This is a genomic window from Armatimonadota bacterium (genome assembly GCA_031081585.1).
GTDB lineage: Bacteria > Sysuimicrobiota > Sysuimicrobiia > Sysuimicrobiales > Humicultoraceae > Geohabitans > Geohabitans tengchongensis.
The window spans coordinates 21271-41383 of record JAVHLY010000001.1 but is presented as its reverse complement, the minus strand read 5'-3'; the positions used below and the strand labels follow the sequence as shown (position 1 = coordinate 41383).

The 20113-nt window shown below is 73.2% G+C and carries 20 protein-coding genes and 1 tRNA gene; 1 reads left to right on the top strand and 20 read right to left on the bottom strand.

Going from position 1 to position 20113, the window contains the following annotated elements; all coding sequences use genetic code 11:
- Positions 1 to 2: 2 nt before the first annotated feature.
- From RB146_00185 to RB146_00145, 9 genes are all read right to left on the bottom strand, one after another.
- Positions 3 to 1040: an ABC transporter ATP-binding protein gene (locus RB146_00185; protein MDQ7827400.1), complete on the bottom strand. Its 1038-nt coding sequence runs from the start codon at positions 1038 to 1040 to the stop codon at positions 3 to 5.
- Positions 1041 to 1217: 177 nt separating this feature from the next.
- On the bottom strand, positions 1218 to 2684 hold the full coding sequence (locus tag RB146_00180; protein MDQ7827399.1) for an ABC transporter substrate-binding protein: 1467 nt from the start codon (positions 2682 to 2684) through the stop codon (positions 1218 to 1220).
- Positions 2685 to 2898: 214 nt separating this feature from the next.
- Positions 2899 to 2976: transfer RNA gene (locus RB146_00175), tRNA-Glu, on the bottom strand.
- Between the two features lie 164 nt (positions 2977 to 3140).
- On the bottom strand, positions 3141 to 3824 hold the full coding sequence (locus RB146_00170; protein ID MDQ7827398.1) for an alpha/beta fold hydrolase: 684 nt from the start codon (positions 3822 to 3824) through the stop codon (positions 3141 to 3143).
- Positions 3825 to 3873: 49 nt separating this feature from the next.
- Positions 3874 to 4662 carry an SDR family oxidoreductase gene (locus RB146_00165; protein ID MDQ7827397.1) on the bottom strand — a complete coding sequence of 263 codons (789 nt, stop codon included), beginning with the start codon at positions 4660 to 4662 and terminating at the stop codon, positions 3874 to 3876.
- Positions 4663 to 4762: 100 nt separating this feature from the next.
- Complete coding sequence (locus RB146_00160) at positions 4763 to 5473, bottom strand: LytTR family DNA-binding domain-containing protein (protein MDQ7827396.1); 711 nt, start codon at positions 5471 to 5473, stop codon at positions 4763 to 4765.
- A complete protein-coding gene (locus RB146_00155; GenBank protein MDQ7827395.1) occupies positions 5448 to 6224 on the bottom strand; it encodes a histidine kinase in 777 nt (258 codons plus the stop codon). The genes RB146_00160 and RB146_00155 overlap by 26 nt, the downstream gene beginning before the upstream one ends.
- 43 nt (positions 6225 to 6267) lie before the next feature.
- Positions 6268 to 6981 (bottom strand): sigma-70 family RNA polymerase sigma factor, encoded by a 714-nt coding sequence (locus RB146_00150; protein ID MDQ7827394.1) that lies wholly within the window; start codon positions 6979 to 6981, stop codon positions 6268 to 6270.
- 170 nt (positions 6982 to 7151) lie between these two features.
- Positions 7152 to 7718, bottom strand: a complete 567-nt coding sequence (locus RB146_00145) for a metallophosphoesterase (protein MDQ7827393.1) — start codon at positions 7716 to 7718, stop codon at positions 7152 to 7154.
- A 53-nt stretch (positions 7719 to 7771) separates the two neighbouring features.
- On the opposite strand from RB146_00145, the gene RB146_00140 reads away from it, so the two are divergent.
- Entirely contained in the window at positions 7772 to 8566 is a 795-nt protein-coding gene (locus RB146_00140) for an alpha/beta fold hydrolase (GenBank protein ID MDQ7827392.1), read from the top strand.
- On the opposite strand, the gene RB146_00135 is transcribed toward RB146_00140, so the two are convergent.
- The 11 genes from RB146_00135 to RB146_00085 all read right to left on the bottom strand — a co-directional run bounded on the left by RB146_00135 (position 8517) and on the right by RB146_00085 (position 20081).
- Complete coding sequence (locus tag RB146_00135; GenBank protein MDQ7827391.1) at positions 8517 to 9170, bottom strand: carboxypeptidase-like regulatory domain-containing protein; 654 nt, start codon at positions 9168 to 9170, stop codon at positions 8517 to 8519. The two genes, RB146_00140 and RB146_00135, sit on opposite strands and share 50 nt — an antisense overlap.
- The gene (nrfD, locus tag RB146_00130) at positions 9154 to 10722 is read right to left on the bottom strand and encodes an NrfD/PsrC family molybdoenzyme membrane anchor subunit (GenBank protein MDQ7827390.1); all 1569 of its coding nucleotides are present in this window, start codon (positions 10720 to 10722) and stop codon (positions 9154 to 9156) included. Before nrfD ends, RB146_00135 begins: the two co-directional genes overlap by 17 nt.
- Entirely contained in the window at positions 10719 to 11621 is a 903-nt protein-coding gene (locus RB146_00125; GenBank protein ID MDQ7827389.1) for a 4Fe-4S dicluster domain-containing protein, read from the bottom strand. The genes nrfD and RB146_00125 overlap by 4 nt, the downstream gene beginning before the upstream one ends.
- Positions 11618 to 12067 carry a cupredoxin domain-containing protein gene (locus RB146_00120; protein ID MDQ7827388.1) on the bottom strand — a complete coding sequence of 150 codons (450 nt, stop codon included), beginning with the start codon at positions 12065 to 12067 and terminating at the stop codon, positions 11618 to 11620. Before RB146_00120 ends, RB146_00125 begins: the two co-directional genes overlap by 4 nt.
- 15 nt (positions 12068 to 12082) lie before the next feature.
- Complete coding sequence (locus RB146_00115; GenBank protein MDQ7827387.1) at positions 12083 to 12565, bottom strand: plastocyanin/azurin family copper-binding protein; 483 nt, start codon at positions 12563 to 12565, stop codon at positions 12083 to 12085.
- A 196-nt stretch (positions 12566 to 12761) separates the two neighbouring features.
- The gene (locus tag RB146_00110) at positions 12762 to 13430 is read right to left on the bottom strand and encodes a response regulator transcription factor (protein MDQ7827386.1); all 669 of its coding nucleotides are present in this window, start codon (positions 13428 to 13430) and stop codon (positions 12762 to 12764) included.
- Positions 13408 to 15594, bottom strand: coding sequence for a histidine kinase (locus RB146_00105; protein ID MDQ7827385.1), 2187 nt, complete (start codon positions 15592 to 15594; stop codon positions 13408 to 13410). Before RB146_00105 ends, RB146_00110 begins: the two co-directional genes overlap by 23 nt.
- 208 nt (positions 15595 to 15802) lie before the next feature.
- A complete protein-coding gene (locus RB146_00100; protein MDQ7827384.1) occupies positions 15803 to 16939 on the bottom strand; it encodes a citrate synthase in 1137 nt (378 codons plus the stop codon).
- 117 nt (positions 16940 to 17056) lie between these two features.
- A complete protein-coding gene (locus tag RB146_00095) occupies positions 17057 to 18118 on the bottom strand; it encodes a radical SAM protein (protein ID MDQ7827383.1) in 1062 nt (353 codons plus the stop codon).
- Between the two features lie 286 nt (positions 18119 to 18404).
- Positions 18405 to 19661 (bottom strand): histidinol dehydrogenase, encoded by a 1257-nt coding sequence (gene hisD / locus RB146_00090; GenBank protein ID MDQ7827382.1) that lies wholly within the window; start codon positions 19659 to 19661, stop codon positions 18405 to 18407.
- Positions 19662 to 19721: 60 nt separating this feature from the next.
- Positions 19722 to 20081: an STAS domain-containing protein gene (locus tag RB146_00085; protein ID MDQ7827381.1), complete on the bottom strand. Its 360-nt coding sequence runs from the start codon at positions 20079 to 20081 to the stop codon at positions 19722 to 19724.
- Positions 20082 to 20113 lie beyond the last annotated feature (32 nt).

The window sequence follows — 20113 nt, the reverse complement described above, 5'->3', positions numbered from 1 at the left end:
GGTCAGCGGGCGCCGTCGCGGGCGCGGCCGGTAGCACGGTCGAAGGTGCGCAGCGCCCGCTGCGGCACGGCGAAGCGGTACACCTCCCCCTCCTGGATGGGGGTGCGGATCGTCACCGGCAGGGCGGCGATCACCGTCTGGTCCCGGCGCGCCTGCTCCTCCAGCGTCCCGTAGAGGAGGCGGTCGGCGCCCAGGTGCTCGATCTGGCGCACGCGCAGGTGGAAGGTCACCACCGGCTCCTCCGAAGGAAAGACCTCCCGGGGGAGGAAGTGCTCCGGGCGGAAGCCCAGCAGCGTCTCGCTGTCGTGCTCCACCAGGTTCATGGGGGGCGAGCCCAGGAAGGTGGCGACGAAGGTGTCCGCCGGGTAGTCGTAGACCTCCTGGGGCGTGCCGATCTGGCGCACCTTCCCGCGATCCATCACGGCGATGCGGTCGCCCAGCCCCATCGCCTCCACCTGGTCGTGGGTGACGTAGATGGTCGTCGTGCCGATCTGCCGCTGGAATTCCTTCAGCTCGTAGCGGGCGATGGCCCGCAGCTGGGCGTCCAGGTTGCTCAGCGGCTCGTCGAAGAGGAAGACCCGCGGGTCCCGCACGACCGCCCGGGCCAGCGCCACGCGCTGCCGCTCCCCGCCGGAGAGCTGGCGAGGCAGGCGCCGCAACAGGTGGCCGATGCCGAACATGCGGGCGCCGGCGTCCACCTTCTCGGCGATCTGCGCCTGGGCCAGCCCCAGCGCCTCCAGCGGGAAGGCGATGTTGCCGAAGGCCGTCTTGTGCGGGTAGAGGGCGTAGCTCTGGAAGACCATGGCCACGCCGCGGGCGCGCGGCGGGACGTCCTCGTCCACCTCCTCCCCGCCGATGACGATCCGGCCGGAGGTCGGCGTCTCCAGGCCGGCGATCATGCGCATGAGAGTGGTCTTGCCGCACCCCGACGGGCCCAGCAGGACCAGGAGTTCCCCCTCGGCGACATCGAGGTTCACGCCGTCGACGGCGCGCACCTCGCCGAAGTGCTTGTGCAGGTCGTGCGTCTCCACGTACCCCATCGCTGCCCCTTCACCCCATCACCGGCGCCGGGCGCAGCGGCGGGGGCGTCCGCGGGACCCGCCTCCCGCCTGCGGGCCCCCCCGGACTACCCCCGCCGCCGTCAGCCGTTACCTGACGGACCCCGAGTCCCGTCCGGCGGTCCCGCCGGCCGGGCCCAGGTGCCGTCCCCGATCCGCCTACCGGTCCCGGGTCCCGCCGCCCACCAGCCCGGCGCGGCGCCACTTCTCGAAGATCGCCTTCACCCGCCGGTCCGTCTCGCGCACTGCGTCCCGCGGGCTCAGCTGCCCGGTGGCGGCCTTGGCGAACATGTCGGGGATGACGAAGGTGTCGAAGATCTCGCCGATGGCCGGGTTGGCCGGGCCCGGGTGACCGGGGTTGGTGGACCACTCCTCGGCGTCGGCCAGGACCGCCAGCTTGTTCTCCGGCTTCGACCCGAAGGGGTCCCGCAGCACCGCCGCCCGCACCCACTTCCGCCCCTCGTCGGGCCTCTGGGCCACCGGGACGTTGCGCGGCGCCACCGAGCCCATGAAGGAGGGGAAGTTGTACAGCTTGCTGGCCAGCACCGCCTCCCGGTAGTTGTCCACCAGGTCCAGGAGGAACTGCTTGGCGTGGTCGGGGCTGCGGGCGAAGCGCCAGATCACCCACACCCCCATGACGTGCTCGCTGGCCCACCGGGCGCGGGGCCCGCGCAGGGCCGGGACGAAGTGGATGTCGTCCGCCACCGGCAGGTTGTTGTCCTGGGCCGTACGGTAGGCGGAGATCGAGTTCAGGATGTAGGCCGTCTGCCGGGCGTTCAGCGCCTGGTTGTTGCTGGCGGCGTTCCAGCTGAGCACCGCCGGGTTCATCACCTCGCGGAAGAGGCGGACGCCGTACTCGACGGCGCGCACCATCTCCTCCGTGTTCACGGTCACGTTCTCCTGGGCGTCCTGCTCGGAGGCCCCGAAGGACCACATGATGGCGTGGGTGGCCATGTTGGAGTCGATGTCCTGGGAGAAGCCGATGCCGATGGGGATCTGGATCTCCCGGAAGCGCTCCTTGATGCGCCGCCCGGCGACGAGCAGGTCGTCCCAGGTGGCGGGGCCGTTGGGGAAGCCCACGGCCGTCCACACGCTCTTGAGGTAGTCGCCCGGGTCGGGCACCCAGTTGTCGGAGAAGCCGAAGTACTTACGGGTGTTGGCGTTGTAGACGGACTTGCGGACGAGCGGCACCATGGGGCCGTAGCGCCGCTCGGCCTCGCGGTTGATGTCGGTCAGGTCGAGTACCTGTGGCTCGAACGCCGACGGGGGCGACAGGAAGAAAAAGAGGTCGTGGCCCTGCTGCGCCGCGACCTCCGCGTTCGCCCGGGGGACGATGTCGGCGAAGGAGATGTGGTCGACCGTCACCTGGATCCCCTTCTCTCGTCCCCATCGCTCCGCCCAGGGGTCGAACCAGGCATCGAAGGCCGGCACGAAGTGGCTCCACGTCAGGATGCGCAGCGTGCGCGGCTGGGCGCGGACGATGGTGGGACCGAAGACCGCGGTGCCGGTGGCGGCGAGCCCTGCCCCGGCCGCACCAGCCACCGCCAGTTTCAGGAAGTCGCGTCGGGAGAGGCGCCGCCAGCGCCCGTCCGCGACCTTGACCCACTTCTCCTGCGGCTCACTCACTCCCCGCCCACCTCCTCGATCCATCGGTGTGGACCGCAGATGCTCCCCAGGACCGCAGGCCGTCGGGACCGCCCCTCCCGACGGCCGCGGCCCGCAGCGCCAAGTCGCCTGACAAACCCGACACAACGGGATTTTTTAGCAAGTATAGAGGGAACGGGCGGGCATTGACAATGACGGGGCCCGCGAGGGATGGGAGCGATGCGCAGCCGGACCATGGTGCCCCCAGCGGGATTCGAACCCGCGTTACCGGCTTGAAAGACCGGGGTCCTAGGCCTGGCTAGACGATGGGGGCCAAGCAACAGGACGCGCTTCTCAGTATACCATCGACGCCGCGTGGAGGCTGCCCATGACACCGGCCGTGACAGTCGCCGACGCCACGCCCGCCGGGCTGCCCCTGAACCCGCGACAGGCTGGCTCTGAACCCGTGACGGGCCGCCCGGCCTCCGGGCGGACCGGCTACCGCGCGTGGCGGACCACGAACGCCAGGATCTCCCGCCGCACCGCCGGCCCGTGGCGTGTCCCGAAGAGGTCGGTCCCGTGGGCGGCGGTCGGGTAGAGGCGCAGCGCCTTGGGCGGCGGCGTGCGCGCGTACATCGTGCGCACGCTGGTGGCGAAGGGCTCGTCCCGGCTGCCGGCGATGAAGAGCTTGGGCGCGCGCAGCGCCGCTAGGTGCGGCCGCACGTCCAGGCCCCGGAAGCGCATGCCGCTCGCCACCACGACGACCCCCTGCACCGGCCGCTCCGCGGCCGCGCGCAGCGAGACCGTCCCGCCCATGCTCGCGCCCACCAGGACCACCGGGCGGTCCGAGCCCCGCCGCCGGACCAGGTCGACCGCCGCCACCGCGTCGCGCCAGGTCTGGGCGATGACGAAGCGGCCCGCCGACCGGCCAATCCCCCGGTAGTCGTAGGTCACGGCGGTGAGCCCGCGCCGTGCGGCCGCTTCGGCCAGGTCGAACCAGATGCGCTGGTCGGTGCCGTACATGTGGGAGAAGATCACGACACCCCACCCCGTGCCGAAGGCATGGCCGCGGAGGAGCACCCCGTCGTCGGCGCGGAAGGCGATCGCCTCCCGGGCCAGGACCGGGGCGGCCAGCACCCCCACGGTGGCCAGGAGGAGCAGCCCACCCGCCCACCGCCACACCGCACGCGCGCGGCCCCACGGCCGTCCGGCACCCCCGGGGCGCGGCCGCTCACAGCACCCCCCGGATCTTGCCGCCATCCACCTGGATCACCGTCCCCGTGACGAAGCTGGCCTGCTCCGAGGCCAGGAAGGCCACCACCGCGGCGAACTCCTCCGGCCGCCCCAGCCGTCCTAGTGGGAGGTCGTCGGTCCACAGGCGCTGCGTTGCCTCTTCCTCGGAGATCCCCTGGCGCGCCGCCATCGTGCGGGTGAGGGCTACCAGCCGGTCGGTGGCGATCGGGCCTGGACAGACGGTGTTCACCAGGATGTTGTGGGGACCCAGCTCGTCGGCCAGCGTCTTCGTCAGGCCCGCCACGGCCAGGCGCACGCTGTTGCTCAGGACGAGGCCGCGCAGGGGCTGCTTCATCACGTAGGAAGTCACGGCGATGATCCGCCCCCACCGTCGCTGACGCATCCCCGGGATGACGGCGCGGCAGAGGCGCACGACGCTGAGCAGGGTGAGGCGGACGGCCTCCTCCCACGCCGCGTCGTCCACCTCGAGGAAGGCTCCCGCGGGCGGGCCGCCGGCATTGGCCACCAGGATCTCCACGGGGCCCAGCCGCGCCGCCTCCTCCGCGGCCCGGGTGGCCCCTTCCGCGGTGGCCACGTCCGCGACGATGTCCACCGCCTCGCCGCCGACGCCGCGCACCTCGGCCACCGCTGCCCGCAGCGCCTCGGCCGAGCGTGCGGCCAGAGCCACTCGCGCGCCCTCCCGCCCCAGCGCCACCGCCACGGCCCGTCCCAGGCCGCGGCTCGCGCCGGTGACCAGCGCCACCCGTCCCCGGATCCCCAGGTCCATCCCTGCCTCCCCACCGGTGAACCGGCCTGCCCGAGACCTCCGGCGTGGACCGCGCGCGGGCACGCCGCAGAGGGGACCCTGCGCCGGCGCCCCGGGCAGTCTAAGGCCAGAGGAGCAACGCGCGCAGCGCCCGCCTGCGGGATTTGGCCAGGGGGATGAGGGTTTCCTGTGCGTCGTCGAGCAGGAGGCTGTGGGCCTCGCGCGACCAGGCGACGATCCGCCGCACCCGGCGCAGGTTCACCAGGTAGGCGCGGTGGCAGCGGAAGAAGCCGTGGGGCACGAGCAGCTGCTCCAGGCGCCCGAGCGGGACCCGGGCCCGCAGCGACCCCTCCTCAAGCCACAGGGTGACCACGGCACCGTCGGCCCGCACCGCCAGCACGTGGCGCACCGCGATGAGGCGGTGCTCGCCATCCACGCGCAGGCACAGCCGGTCCGGGGCCCCGCCCTGGGACGCTGTCTGTTCCCCGGCCGCGCGCAGGCGAGCCAGGGCCCGCCCCAGCCGGTCGAGGGTCGGTGGTTTCACCAGGTAGTCGACCGCCGCCACGTCGTAGGCGGGGAGCGCGTAGTCCGGAAACCCGGTGACGAAGACGACCGGGATCCCGGCCCGCCGGCACCGATCCCCCACCGCCAGCCCGTCCAGGTCCGGGAGCCGGATGTCGAGGAAGGCGGCATCGACCGTCCGGTGCGCCAGCACGGCCAGTGCCTCCGCGCCGGTGCTGGCCTCGGCCACGACCGCGTGCCCCAGATCGCGGAGCAGCCGGCCGAGCAGCCGGCGCCCCGCTGCCTCATCGTCCACCACGAGGGCCCGCATCCGCCCCTCCGTGCCCCTGCTCCGCACGCTGCCCGCGCTCCTCCGGCCACGCCGGCGGTCCCACCGTCTCTGCGGTCGCCTCCGTCTCTCCGGCCTCCTCAAAGGGCAGGCTCGCCACCGCCAGCCACCCGCGTCCGAGGCGGCGCACCACGCGCACCGCTCCCTGCCGACCGTACGCCAGGTGCAGCCGGCGGCGCACGTTGCGCAGCGCCAGCCCCGGGCCGGGTCGTGATCGCCCTCCGCCGAGCCACGCCCGCTGCGCTCGATGCCCGTCGGCGACCCTCCCGTCGGCGGCCACCGGGAGCCCGTCGTCGGCCACCAGGAGGAGCAGCCGATCTCGCCGCCGGCAGGCGTGCACCTCCACCGTGCCGCCCAGCGGCCGGGCGCTCACCCCGTGGATCACCGCGTTCTCGACCAGCGGCTGGAGGACGAGCGGCGGGATGGCGGCCGTCAGCGTCTCGGGGGCGATGGCCAGCCGGGTGCGCAGACGTGGTCCCAGTCGCACCCGCTCGAGGGCCAGGTAGGTGAGCACGACCTCGAGCTCGTGCCGCAGCGGGACGACCGTGGCCGGGGTGAGCCGGGCCTGCACGTATCCGGCCAGCAACCCGATGAGCTGCTCGGCGAGGCGGGGGTGTGTCCCCACCCAGAGCTGGACCGCGGTGAGGGCGTTGCAGAGAAAGTGGGCGTGGATCTGCTCCACCGCGGCCACGGCATCCGGAGCAGACCACACGCCTCCCTCGCGCCCGGCCATGCTCCCTCCCCAACCCTGGCGGGCCACTATGCCCTCCAGGCGGTCACCTGGAAACCGTGGCTGGCTCGCCCGGCGGGACGCTCGGAGCGGCGTTGGCTGCAGGACGGCGCCGCCGCGGCTTGCCGTTCGGGGAGAGCCCGTCGGGGTGTTCCACCGCCAGGGCTGTGCGCAGCCGGCGGATGGCCCGCTCCTGGAGCTCCGCTGCGCGCGTCATGGAGATCCCGAAGCAGGCGGCCACCTCCCGCAGGCGCAGCCCCCGGCCGAAGCGCAGGGCCAGGAGCCGCCGGTGGCGCGGGGGGAGGGCGCGCAGGGCTCGCTCCACCTCGGCCCGCAACTCCTCGGCCAGCAGGGCCTCCTCGGGCTGCCCGTCGTCGCCGGCGAGGACGAGGGCCGCATCCAGTGGGACGACCTTCAGCGGCACGACGGCCAGCGGGGCCGATGCGCGGGGCGCCGCGCCCAGCTGGCGGCGCAGGCTGCGGGGGAGCGGGTCGCGCCCGCGCAGGCCGTCGAGGATGGCTCCCCGAATGCGGTAGGTGGCGTAGGTGCTGAAGTCCACGCCGCGCGACGGGTCGAACCGCCCGATCGCCTCGAGCAACCCCACGACCCCGTCGTGTACGAGGTCGTCCACCTCCACCGACGGCGGCAACGCCTGCGCCACGCCCCGGGCAATCCCCCGGACGAGCGGCAGCAGCGTCTCCGCCGCCGGGAGCGTCTGTTGGCCCGCGCCGCTCCGCGCGTCCCTCCCCGGCTCTCCCACGGCTGGTTGACCTCTCGTCGGTGTGAGGCCATGCTTGCACCGCCCGCTCTCCGCGGTCTCACTGTGACGCACAACTAGCCGGAAGGGAGCACGAACGGCCGCACCAGGGCGGTGGGCGGCGGGCCTGCAGTCCGACGACCGGGCCCACCCACCGATGGGGAGCGGAGTAGTTACGGGGGGAGGAGGCGCACGTCCAGCGCTTCGCCCTCGAGGACGGCCAAGGCGCCGGCGATCTCGTCGCGGCCCAGCGTGCAGTTCACGACCGTCGTGGCGCCCAGGCGGACCACGCCCGGCGACTCGTGGACGTGGCCGCAGACGTGCAGCCGCGGTTGCCAGCGCTCGATCAGCGCGCGCACCGCCGGGGAGCCGATGTGCCGGCCGGTGCCCACGCGGTCCAGCACGCCGGCGGGAGGCTCGTGCGTCACCAGCACGTCGCAGGGCCCGGCCACCTCGGGGCCGGCGAAGGTCACCCCACCGATGACCCGGGGGGAGTCGCCGAGGAGGACCCCGCGCCGCCGCATCGCCTCCACGGTGTGGGCGTCGTCCATGTTCCCCGACACGGCCACGATGGGCACGTCCAGGGTCTCCAGCAGCTGGAGGGCCCCGGAGCCGCTGCCAGCGTGCGTCAGGTCTCCCGCCAGACAGAGGACATCGGGGCGGTGCTCGGCGACCAGCGCCCGGACCCGCGCCACGCGAGCCGGCCGTCCGTGGAGGTCGGCACAGGCCAGGATCCGCACGGTCTGTATGATAGCAAGGGCATGCCGGCAGCCCGCCCGAGGAGGAGGGCACGATGCGACGCACCGTGGACGGGGTGACGCTGGGCTACGACCTGGAGGGGAGCGGCGAGCCCCTCCTTTTCCTGCACGGCTTCCCCCTCCACCGGGGCATGTGGCGGCCCCAGGTCGCCGGACTGCGCGACCGGTTTCAGGTGCTCACCGTGGACTTGCGCGGCTTCGGGGAGTCCTCCGTCAGCGACCAGGTGACGCTGGCGCAGCTCGCCGCCGACGTGAGGGCGCTGGCAGCGTCACTGGGCATCGCCCGGGCCACCGTGATCGGTCTCTCCATGGGCGGCTACGTGGCCTTCCGGCTGCTGGAGCAGGCGCCGACCTTCGCCACCCGGCTCGTCCTTGCCGACACGCGAGCCGAGCCGGACACGGAGGAGGGCCGGGCGCGCCGCCTGGCGCTGGCCGCGCGCGTCGCGCAGGAGGGGTGCGAGGCCCTGCGCGACTTCGTCGGCGGGCTGGTGGGTCCTACGACCCGCGCCCGCCGTCCTCACGTCGTCGCCACCGTGGAGGCACTGGCGGCGACGGCGGATCCGCGGGCGCTGGCGGCCACCCTGCGGGCGCTGGCGGCCCGTCCCGACAGCCGTCCCCTCCTGTCCCAGATCACCGTGCCCACCCTGGTCCTCGTCGGGGAGGAGGACTCGGTCACCCCGCCGGAGGTCGCGCGGGCCATGGCCGCAGCCATCCCGAACAGCCGGCTGATCGTGCTGCCGGAGGCGGGCCACCTGAGCAACCTGGAGACGCCGGAAGCGTTCACGACAGCCCTGCACGCCTTCCTGGAGGCCACCCAAGCCGAGCAGTGAGCGGTTCCCGCTCCGGGGACGCCGGCGCCCTCACGCCCTGCGACCGACCGGACGTGCGGATGCGCCACAGGAGCCAGGCCACATACCCATACGTCGCCCAGATCCCGCCCAGGACCGCCGCGAGCAGCGCCACCTGCGCCGGCACGGGATAGGGACTGATCACGCCCGGCTGCGGGCTCAGGGCCCTGAGCACGTCGCGGTCCGGTCGCACCCGCGGAGTGGCCGGGGACGGTCCACCCACGCGCACGGTCGCGTGCACCTGCCCGATGTCCGCGCTCTCCGCTCGGATCGCCGTCGCCCGCACGCCGGCGGGAAGGCCCATCCGCGCCCGGCCGGCGGCGTCCGTCGATCGCTCCTCCAGGAGGAGCCAGCCGAAGGTCGTGCGGGCCTTGAACACGATGAGCGCCTCGGGCACCGGCGCGCCTGTCGCGTCGGTGACCACGGCCATGATCCACCGCGCGTCCTCGAGGCCCGCCACCTCCAGGGTGATGCGGGCCGGCTCGGCGGCCCACGCCGGGCAGGCGAACAGCGCCGCCACCGCCAGGCCCAGCCAGACCCCCCCCGGGCCGGCGATCAGCGCGCTAGCGCTAAAGCGCCGGGACACCGGGGACCCCCTCCTGGCCGGCCGGGCGGAGCGGCGCGGGCTCCTGGCGCGTCTCCCAGATGGGGATGATGGGGAACACCTTGCTGAACCCGATGTAGATGAGCGCGAAACCCGCCAGCGCGCCGGCCGTGATCGACCACTCCACCCAGGTGGGCTGGTAGGCGGCCCACCCAGTCGGTGCACGCTGGATGGGCAGGAAGGGGTTGAGCAGCGTCGGGACGATGATGAGGTAGCGCTTGAGCCATGCGCCGACGTTCACCAGCAGCGAAGCGACCACGGCGGCCGCGATGGGCCGGACGTGGAAGACGGGGAGCCAGGCCAGGAAGAGCCAGAGGACCAGCGCCGGCAGCGCCCACGGTGGGATCAGCGCGGTCAGGTTCACGCGGGCCATCGTCATGCGCGGGCCGGCGGCGGACAGGACCACGGTGGCGACGGCGTACGTGACGGCTGCCGCCAGCGCCGGCCGCGGTCGCAACAGCGGTACCCTGTGCAGCCGAGGCACCCAGGCGATCCGCGGCAGGGTGAGGAGGAGCACCGGGAGCAAGATGCCAGTCAGCTGCGTGAACCAGAACAGCCGCGCCAAGGGACCGCTGAAGACGGCCGTGAGGTACCCCCGCTCGGCGGTCGCCATCTTGTAGGCGGGCGTCAGGTACTCCGCGAACGTGAAGTAGCCGTACGCCAGCCCCAGCGCGATGAGCAAGTAGCCCATGCGCCGGAAGTGCGCCTCGGTGATGTAGTCCTCCAGGTGGTAGGCCCACCGAAACGTCGCCATGGCTGTCACGACCGCCGCGGCCCCGCTGAACAGGGCCCCCGAGACGAAGTAGGGACCGAAGATGGTGCTGTTCCAGCCTGCGCGCAGCGTCATGCCGAAGATCCAGGAGACGACGGTGTGCACGGAGACGGCGATCGGGATGATCATCACCGCCAGCACCCGCATGATGGTCTCCAGGGCGTGGCGCTGGGCGGGGGTGTCCTGCCACCCGAGGCTCAGGAGGGTGTACAGCCGCCGGCGCCAGGCGGGGCCCCCGGCGTAGCGGTGGCGCAGGAGGGCGAGGTCGGGGATCATGGGCACGTAGAGGAAGAGCGTACTGCCGGTCAGGTAGGTCGTGATGGACAGGATGTCCCACAGGATCGGGGACTGCAGTCGGCCATGCCCGATGAGGGTCAGCAACCGGTCTGGTCGCCCCATGTCCACCACCGGCATCAGGGCTCCCATCAGGAGGGAGGCAAAGGTGATGGCCTCCGCCATGCGGGTGATGGGGCGCCGCCACTCGGCGCCCGTCAGACGCAGGATGGCCGACATCAGGGCGCCCACGTGGCTGACGCCGATGAAGAAGACGAAGTTGGCGATGTAGACGCCCCACAGGACGTGGTCGCGCAGACCGGTGACGCCCAGGCCGTGGCGCAGCTGCGTGGCATACGCCACCAGGCCCCAGACGACCACCGCCAGCAGCCCCCCGATCAAGGCGGAGAAGCCCGTTCCGCCCGCCGACAGCGAGGCGAGCAGGCGCTCCTCGCGGTCCGAGAACCCGTGGTGAGGCGGCCTGCTCATGGCACCGCACCTCCGACGGCGCCAGGCCGGTCCGGCGGAACGGTCCGTCGCGGCGCCGCCGCCGGCACAGGTGCCGCCGCCGGCTCCGCCGGCGGCGCGGGGTAGAGGCGCTGGCGCGGCGGCAGGTAGTAGACGCGCGGCTCGGTGCCCAGCTCCTCCAACAGGCGGTAGCCGGCCTGCTCGGTCACCAGCGCCGAGAAGCGGACCGTCTCGCCCTGGGAGTTGGTCACGGCGTCTTCCTCACGGTCGCCGAAATAGATGGCACCCATGGGACAGGCTGCCACGCAGGCGGGAAGCTTCCCCTCCTTGATCAGGGCGGGGCAGAAGATGCACTTCTCCGTGGTGCCCTTGAAATGCACGCGGTTCCACTCGGGGTCGTACGCCTCCCCGGTCCGCTCGGGGGTGGCGGCCGGCTCGAGCCAGTTGAAGGCCCGGGCCTGGTAGGGACACGCGGCGATGCAGTACCGACAGCCGATGCACCGGCTGGTGTCCTGCATGACGATGCCGTCGTCGCGCTTCCACGTGGCGCTGACCGGGCAGACCTTCACGCACGGCGGGTTGTCGCACTGCATGCAGGGACGCGGCAGCCAGTAGGCCAGGCCGGTGGCCTCGTCCCGCATCTCGTAGACCCGAATCCACTCCTGTCCTGGCGGGACGCGGTGCATGGCGGTGCACGCCCGGGTGCACTCCTGGCAGCCGTCACACTTGGCCAGGTCCACCACCATGACCCAGCGACGTGGCCGACCGGCCTGGCCCGTGCTGCGGGCGAGGGCCGGCACGCCGCGGCCCGCCCCCACCCACGGGCGGCGCACCGGAGCCGCCGGCTCGCCCACCGCCCATGCCGCGACCATCCCGGCGGCGGCGGCAAGCTTGAGGAAGGACCGTCGCGAGACCCTCACGGCGGCGTGTCGCCCAGGACGACGAGCTGGCCCACCTGGCTGGCGTGATCCGCAGCGCAGCCGGTGAGGGCGCAGCCGAAGTGGTACACACCGGGCCGCGTGGCCCGGAAGCGGAGGGTGGTGGCCTGCCCGGGCGGGATGCTGGGGACCGCGAGGTTGAAGGCGCCCAGGGCGAACCCGTGGGCACTGTCAGGGTCGGCGTTGATCACCCGCAGCATCACCGGGTCGCCAGCATTGACGACCAGCGTCGGCGGCATCCAGTGATAGACGGGGCGGTCCCCCACCTCGAAGGCGTGCAGGTAGAGGTCGAACCGGCGGATTTCCGGCGTCACCGGCGGCGCGGCCGAGATGGGCGGGCGGTACCCTTGATCCACCAGATAGATGGCCGCCGCCGTCGCCAGGACCGCCACGAAGACCGCGCTGGCGGTGACCGCTCTCTGCCCCATGGCGCCGCACCTCCACTACTTCACCACGAGCGTGCCTCGCATCCCCGCCTGGTAGTGGTCCACCGGATCCTTGATCAGGCAGGCCATCTCAAACGTTCCGGTCTTCTTCGGCGTGAACTTCACTTCCGCGGATTTCCCCGCGGCGACTTCGATCTCGATCAGCTCCCTGGTCTCCACTTCCAGCCCGCTACCCTCCACGGTGACCTCAAGGCCCTTGAAGTAGTTGTTGTCCTCGGCCCACTCGTGCAGGGCGTCCCGCGACATGCCGGGCTTCGGCGGCGCGTACACCATGAACTCGTGCTTCAGCCTGCCGCGGTTCACCAGGACGAGCTCCGTCTCGACGCCCGACGCCAGCACGATCCGAGCCGGGCGGAAGAACATGCGCGGGCCGTCTTCGCCCATGGTGACGGTCACCTGCCGCCCGCCGCCCGCGGTGGCAGCACCCACGAGGAGAGCCAGGACGAGCACCATGGTGGCGAGCCCCACTGCACGCCCCATCGTTGCTCACCTCCGCTGAGGTACGTGGACGGCGCTCCTGCGCCGGCCCGCTTCGACGGTAGGCGGTCGCGTCGCCGCCCACAACGCACCAGTGGGCAGGGGGACGGGTGGTGCAGACCCTCCAGGCAGGTGGGCAAGCTCCCTACCCGTTCGGGTAGGGCGGGGCCGGACCCGGCGGGGCCCTCCCGCGCCGGGGTTAGGGCGGGTCGGAGTCCGGGGGCCGCTCCGGCGGGAGCCATCCCCGCCGGGCCGCGTAGGCCACCACTTCGGCGCGGTTCCGCAGGTGCAGCTTTTCCAGGATGTTCCTCATGTGGTATTTGACCGTGTTCTCCGAGATGCGAAGCATGACGGCGATCTCGCGGTTGGAAGCGCCCTGGCTGACGCAGCGGAGCACGTCGCGCTCCCGTTCGGTGAGCGCGTCGTGCGTCCCGGGTCGGCTCGGGCCGCCGGGTTCCCGGGCGAACTCCTCCAGGATGCGGCTGGCCAGGCGGCGGGTGATGGGAGCCTCGCCTCGCTCGATCCCACTCAGCAGGTCGAAGAACTCGTCAGCCCGCAGGTTCTTGAGCAGGTAGCCCTGCGCCCCGCTCTTGATCGCCTCGAAGAGCATCCGGTCCTCGTCAGAGACGGTCAGGATGACGACTTTGACGTCGGGCATCCGGGCTTTGATGAGCCGCGTGGCCTCCAGGCCATCCATCCGGGGCATGGTGATGTCCATCAGGACCACGTCGGGCCGAAGCTGCCAGGCGCGCTCGAGCGCTTCCTGCCCGTCGCTGGCTTCGCCGACGACCTGAACGCCCCGGGCCTGGAGCAGGCTTCGGAGGCCGTCGCGGAAGAGGGGATGGTCATCCACCAGCAGCACGCGCATCCACAGGTCCCCCGCGATGCACGGGCAGGGAGACGCTCACCACCGTACCCCCGCCGTCGCGGCGGCGAACCGCGAACGAACCGCCGATGGCTTCCGCCCGCTCGCGCATGGTCTGCAAGCCGAACCGCGGCCACAGCCCCCCGCCGACGCGGGCCGGGTCGAACCCCACGCCGTCGTCGCTGACGGACACCATCAGGGTCCCTCCCCGCTCCACCAACCAGACCCAGGCGCGCCGGGCCCGCGCGTGCTTGCGGACGTTGGCCAGCGCTTCCTGGACGATGCGGATCAGGTGGAGCTCGACGGGCGGGTCCACGAGGTATGCGGCAGGATCGCCCTCGACGAGCAACCGGGTCTCCACACCGCTCAGCTCACTGAAACGGCTGACATACTCCCGCAAGGCGTCCACCAGCCGGCAGTGGGGCGAGATCTCGGTGCGCAGCCCCAGGATGGCCTCCCGCAGGTCAGCGTAGCTCGTGCGCGCCGCGTCCTCCAGCTGCCCCAGCTGTGCCAGGGCCTCCGGCAGTTTCCCGGCCTCCAGCAGGAGCTTCACTGCCTGGACCTTGGTGTTGACGTAGCCCAACACCTGGCCAACACTGTCGTGGAGTTCCCGCGCGATGCGCTCGCGCTCCTCAGCGACCGCCAGTGACCGCACCTGCCCCTGCAGCCGTGCATTCTCCACGGCGATAGCGGCCAGGTTGGCCAGGCCGTTGAGGATCTCGCGGTCCTCCGGGGAGAAGGTCCGTGGAGTGGAGGAGGCGACACAGAGCGCACCCACCGTGCGGCGACCGACGGTGAGCGGCACCGCCAGGTGCGACGAGCGGAGCGCCGCGTCGATGTTGGCACAGGTCACGCAGCCCTGCTGGAGATCACCGGCCGGCACCGGGAAGGTGCTCCCCCGGGCGACGGCGCCGGCCGCCGGGCCGGACGCCGCGCGCACGACGGCCCGGTCGCCCCGCCCGGCGAACAGGCACACGACGGCGACGTCGGCCCGGAGGAGCGAGGCGGCACGGGCGGCGACAGAACGCAGCACCGCATCCCGGTCCCGCAGACTCAACACCTCGGTGCCCACCTCGTAGAGGGCCTGGGAGGCGACGGCCCGGCGCTGGATCTCTTCCAGAGAGGCCAGGAGCCTGACCCGCATCGTCTCGAAGCTCCGCGCCAGCGCGCCGATCTCGTCGCCCCGCTGCACGTCCACGGGACGCCCCAGGTCGCCGCGGGCAATGCGCTCGGCGTTCTCCTGCAGCAACCGCAGCGGGGCGGCGACCGCCCCGGTGTCCACCCACGCGAAGAGGAGGGCGGCGGCCAGCACCGCCAGCCCGAAGAGCACGATGCGGTCGCGCAGCCGCCGGATCGGGCCGAAGGTCTCCTCTTCGTCCTGGCCGGCCGCGACGCCCCAGGGCACCGTCGTCAGGGGCACGAAGGCCATGGCGTGCCCCTCGCGGTCCTCCGTCGGCCCCACGGCGGCCTTCCGTGCCCGCATGTGCCGGATGAAGAACTCCGGGTGCTCGCCCCGCGTGAAGAGTTCCCTGCGGTCGGTGCTCATCAGGACGACGCCGTCCGCATCCACGACGACGGCGTGCCCCGTGGTGCCGACGGCCATGCCCTCCACGAACGTCTGCAGGGCAGGGTCCGCCAGGTTGATCACTCCGGCCAGCACTCCCGCCGGCCGGGGTCCCGGACCGGGAACCGGCACCGTCATGACGACGACGGGGAGGCTGCCGGCCGTGCGGAGCAGCGTGCTGACGGCCGGTCGCCCCGTGCTCAGGGTCTGGTGGATCACCGGGCGCAGGTCCTGACGGGACAACGCCAGAGCGTCGGTGCCGGGTTCCTGGAAGACCAGCTCACCCGCGGCGTCCGTCAGGAGGACTCCGCCAGTGAACACTGTGGACTCGAGGGTGATGGCCGCGAGGACGGGGCGCATCTCCCCGAGACGGCCGCGCGCCCGCGCGGCCGCCACCAGGCGCGCCAGGACCACCAGGTGGTCCCGGCTCCGGCTCAGCCGCCCGTCGAGGTGCTCCGCCGTCACCCGCGTCAGGGCGAGCCGTTCGGCCAGGACGCGCTCGGTGGCGGCACGGAGCATCCCGACGCCCATGAGCCCCAACGGCGCAGTGGCGGCCACCATCCCGATGGCCGCCAGCACCATGATCCGTCGGCGCAGGCTCATCGCGCCCCCGGCCGTCGCCCATCCCGAAGGCCAACGTCACGGCCTACCTCCAGCCTACGGCCCACACCGGGATCGGACTATCGGACCCTGGACCGATGCGTCCATCCGGCCGGCGCCCGACCACTCGCCTCGGGCCTCTCCCGGCCTGGCAGCCATGGAGGCGCACCCCGCCACCGGTCGTCCGGCAGGCAGATGGCGGCGGCAGCGGCTAGCGCAGGTCGAGCGGGACGTAGGCCCGGCGCTGCGGCCCGATGTACTCGGCGCGCGGCCGGATGAGGCGGTTGTCGCCGTACTGCTCCAGCACGTGGGCGGTCCAGCCGCTGATGCGGCTGACCGCGAAGACCGAGGTGAACAGGTCCATGGGGATCCCCATGGCCTGGTAGGTGGCGGCGGAGTAGAGGTCGACGTTGGGGTAGAGGCCCTTCTCCTCCCGCACCACCTCCTCCAGCGCCCGGGTCAGCTCGAACCAGGTCAGGTCGCCGGCCCGCGCTCCCAGTTCCCGGGCCAGGCGGCGGAGGTGCCGGACCCGCGGGTCCTCGGTGCGGTAGACGCGGTGGCCGAAGCCGGGGATCTTCTCCTTGCGCTCCAGCTTCGCGTGGACGACCTGGCGCACCCGCTCCAGGCGGCCGATCTCCTGCAGCACGCGCATGACGTCCTCGTTGGCCCCGCCGTGGAGCGGCCCCTTGAGCGTCCCCACCGCCGAGGTGACGGCGGCGTACATGTCGGAGAGGGTGGCGGCGGTGACGCGCGCGGCGAAGGTGCTGGCGTTCAGCTCGTGGTCGGCGTGGAGGATGAGGGCGACGTCCATCGCCCGTGCCAGCTCCGGCTCGGGCTCACGGCCGAAGAGCATGGCCAGGAAGTCGGCGGCGTGCCCGCGGGTGGGGGTGGGAGCGACCGGGTCGAGTCCTTGGCGCAACCGGTGGAAAGCGGCCACCACCGTGGGGAACTGCGCCACCAGCCGCCCGGCGATGCGCCGCGCCGCCTCCACCGCCGGCGCACGCCCGTCCGGATCCAGGGCACCGAGCGCCGAGGTGGCCGTGCGCAGCGCGTCCATGGGGTCGGCGTTGGCCGGCAGGACCCGCAGCACCCGCAGCGCCCCGTCGGGGAGGGCCCGGGCCTCCCCCAGCTCGCGACGCAGCGCCGTGAGCTGGGCCCGGGTGGGCAGCTCGCCGTGCCAGAGGAGGTAGACGACCTCCTCGAAGGTGCTGTGCTCGGCGAGGTCGTGGATGTCGTACCCGCGGTAGAGGAGCCGGCCTTCCTGACCGTCGACGAAGGAGATGGCGGAGGCCGCCGCGACGACCCCTTCCAGCCCGGCCTGAACCTGCGGACGCGCCCCCTGCGACACGCGGTGTCCCTCCTTGGCGAATCTAGCGTAGGGAGGGTCTCTGGGGCTGTCAACGGAAGTGCCGCCGGCGGGATCGGCCGCCGGCGCGGGCGCACCGGGGTGGGCACCCGGCCGGAGTCACCCGAGCGCCAGCACGGTCTGGCGCACCTCGAGCGCCGGGGCCGTCTGGCGCACCCGGCCGTCTGCCGAACGCAGCAGCACCGCCTCAGGACGCCCAGGCGCCCCCTTGCGCATGCGCGCTCCGCGGCCCGCAGTGGGCCCGGGACGGGCTGACGCCTGCGGGGACGTGCTGAACCCGGCGCGCGCCTTCAGCGCAGCCACGACCTCGCGCACGCGCCGCTGGTAGCTCCGGGGTGCGTACGTCCCGCGGTAGAGCCGCTCGTACTCCGGGACCAGCGCCGGCCGCCGCTGCGTCAGGTAGGCGAAGAAGGCCTCGCGCGTCACCTCCCCCAGGTAGAGCGTGTTGGTGGAGAGCGCCCTGGCCCCGTAGTGCCGCGCGGCCTCGACCACCGCGGCCAGCTGCTCCTCGCGGTCGGTGATGCCGGGGAGCACCGGGGCGAGGAGCACGCCCACCGGGATGCCGGCGTCGGCCAGGCGTGCCATGGCCTCTAGCCGCCGCTGGGGCGGGGGCGCGTCGGGTTCCAGCTCCCGGGCCAGGACCGGGTCGACGGTCGTCACGGTGAAGTAGACGAAGGCACCCGGCCCGGCGGCCAGCTGCCCCAGGACGTCCACGTCCCGCACGGCCATCGTCGACTTCGTCACCAGCGCCGCGGGGGTGTCGGAGTCGCGCAGGGCTTCCAGGATGCGCCGGGTGAGGCGGTAGGCGCCCTCAGCGGGCTGGTACGGGTCGGTGGCGGTGCCGATGTGCACCTGTTCCCGCCGCCACGTGGGACGTGCCAGCTCCCGGCGCAGGACCTCCGGGGCGTTCACCTTCACGAAGATGCGCGAGGACCACTGCCCCACGCCGTCCTGGTCGAGGTACCAGTGGGTGACCCGCGCAAAGCAGTAGGTGCAGGCCATCTGGCATCCCCGGTAGGGGTTGATGGACCAGCGGAAGGGCATGCCGCGGACGCGGTTGAGGACGGACCTGACCCTGACCTCGACCCACTGCACCCTTGGAGTCGACCGCTCGCCGACAGGGTGGAAGAGGCGAGGCGTGACCGTCGACGGGGCACTCACGGCGACCGGCGGGCCTGCCTCTGCCGCGAGCCTGTTCAGCGCCGCCTCCGCCGCGGCCGCAATGAGCGGGAGTCCGTGAGGCTCTGCCGCAGCGCCGTGTATCATCACCCAATCACTCAGCCTCTTCCCCGCGCGACCGCAGCTCGGCGGCGTACGATCGGTGAGCTTCCACGCCAAAACCCGTCCTCCACACTGGACGCCCGGGACGGATCGCAGAGCCGAAGTGGATCTCCCTCAGCACCACCCTAGCGCGAACATATGTTCGTAGTCAAGCCCAGGCCCGATTTCAGGGCAGGCGCAGCCGGGCCGCGTAGGCGTGGCCGGGTAACCCCTCGATCTCAGCCAGGCGGGTCGCCACGGGGACCAGCGCGGCGGCCCCCGCAGGAGAGACCTCGAGGTAGGGGGCGACCCGCAGGAAGTGCCCCACCCAGAGGCCCGAGGCGAAGCGGGCCGCCCCCCCGGTGGGCAGGACGTGGGTGGGACCGACGCCGTAGTCCCCGAAGACCTCCGCACTGTTCGGTCCGACGAAGAGGGCCCCGTAGGCGGTGAGCCGCTCCGCCAGCGGGGCCGGGTCGCGCAGGTGGAGCAGGACGTGCTCGGGAGCCAGGCGGTCCACGACGCTCGCGGCCTCCACAATGTCGGCCACCAGGATGACCTCTCCGCGCCCCTCCCAGGCCCGGCGGGCCGCCGCCTGGGCGGGCATCGTGCGGAGGCGCGCGGCGACCACCTCCACTACCACCTGCGCCAGCCGCTCCTCGGTGGTGACCAGGACCGCCCGGGCGTCGGGGTCGTGCTCCGCCTGGGCCAGCAGGTCGGCGACGACGAGCTCGGGGGCCGCGCTCCCGTCGGCCACCACGCACACCTCGGAGGGGCCGGCGAGGAGGTCCACACCGACGGTGCCGTAGACCTGCCGCTTCGCCTCCACCACGTAGCGGTTGCCCGGACCCACGACGACGTCGACCGGGGCGACCGTGGCCGTGCCGAAGGCCAACGCGGCCACCGCCTGCGCGCCGCCCATGCAGTAGATCTCGTCGGCGCCGGCGAGGGCCATGGCGGCGAGGGTCACGGGGTGGATCTGGCCGTCCGGGCCGGGTGGGGCGCAGGCCGCCACCCGCCGCACCCCGGCGACGCGCGCCGGCACGATGGTCATGAGCGCGGTGGAGGGGAGCGGATGGCGTCCGCCCGGGACGTAGCACCCGGCCGCCCCGACCGGGAGGAGGCGGTGGCCCGCCCGCACGCCGGGCTCCACCTCGACCTCCAGGGGATGCAGCGCGTCGCGCTGGGCCCGGGCGAAGGCGGCGATGTGGTCGTGCGCCCACTGCAGGGCCTCGCGGGTGAGGGGGTCGAGCCCGTCCAGCGCGGCCAGGGCCGCCTGGCGGGGGACGACCGGCGAGGGACGGTCGACGCCGTCGAAGCGCCGCGTGTGTTCGCGCACCGCTGCATCCCCGCGGGCGCGGACATCCGCCAGGATGCCGGCCACAACCTGCGCGACCTCGTCGGGACCCGGATGGGGGTCGGGGGCTTTGTACCAGACCGGGCTCATCGCTCGGCGGCCGGCCCTCGCTACCCGCCCGGATGCGGCCGGGCCGGCCGGCTCACGGGCTCACGCCTCGCCGGTGGCCGAGGCGAGGGCCTCCTCCAGGGAGTCGAAGGTGGGCAGGGCCTCGGGCGCTCCGGCGATCTCCAGGATTCGCCGCAGCACGCTCCCCGAAGGCGCCACCACCAGCAGGCGCTGGCGCATCGTGGCCAGGCGGTCGGCGGCGCGCAGCAGCGCCCGCACCCCTTTGCTGTCGAAGTAGACCGCCTGCACGAGCGAGACCACCACCGCGCCGTACTCGGCCCGGGCGGCGCGGTCGAGCGCCGCCTCGAGCTCGTGCGCGTTGGTCAGGTCGACCTCGCCGCTCACCTGCACCACCGGCACGCCCCGCTCGTGCTCGACGCCGAACTCCCCCTGCGCCGTCATCCCCGCCCTCCCCCGCCTCGCACACCGCCCAC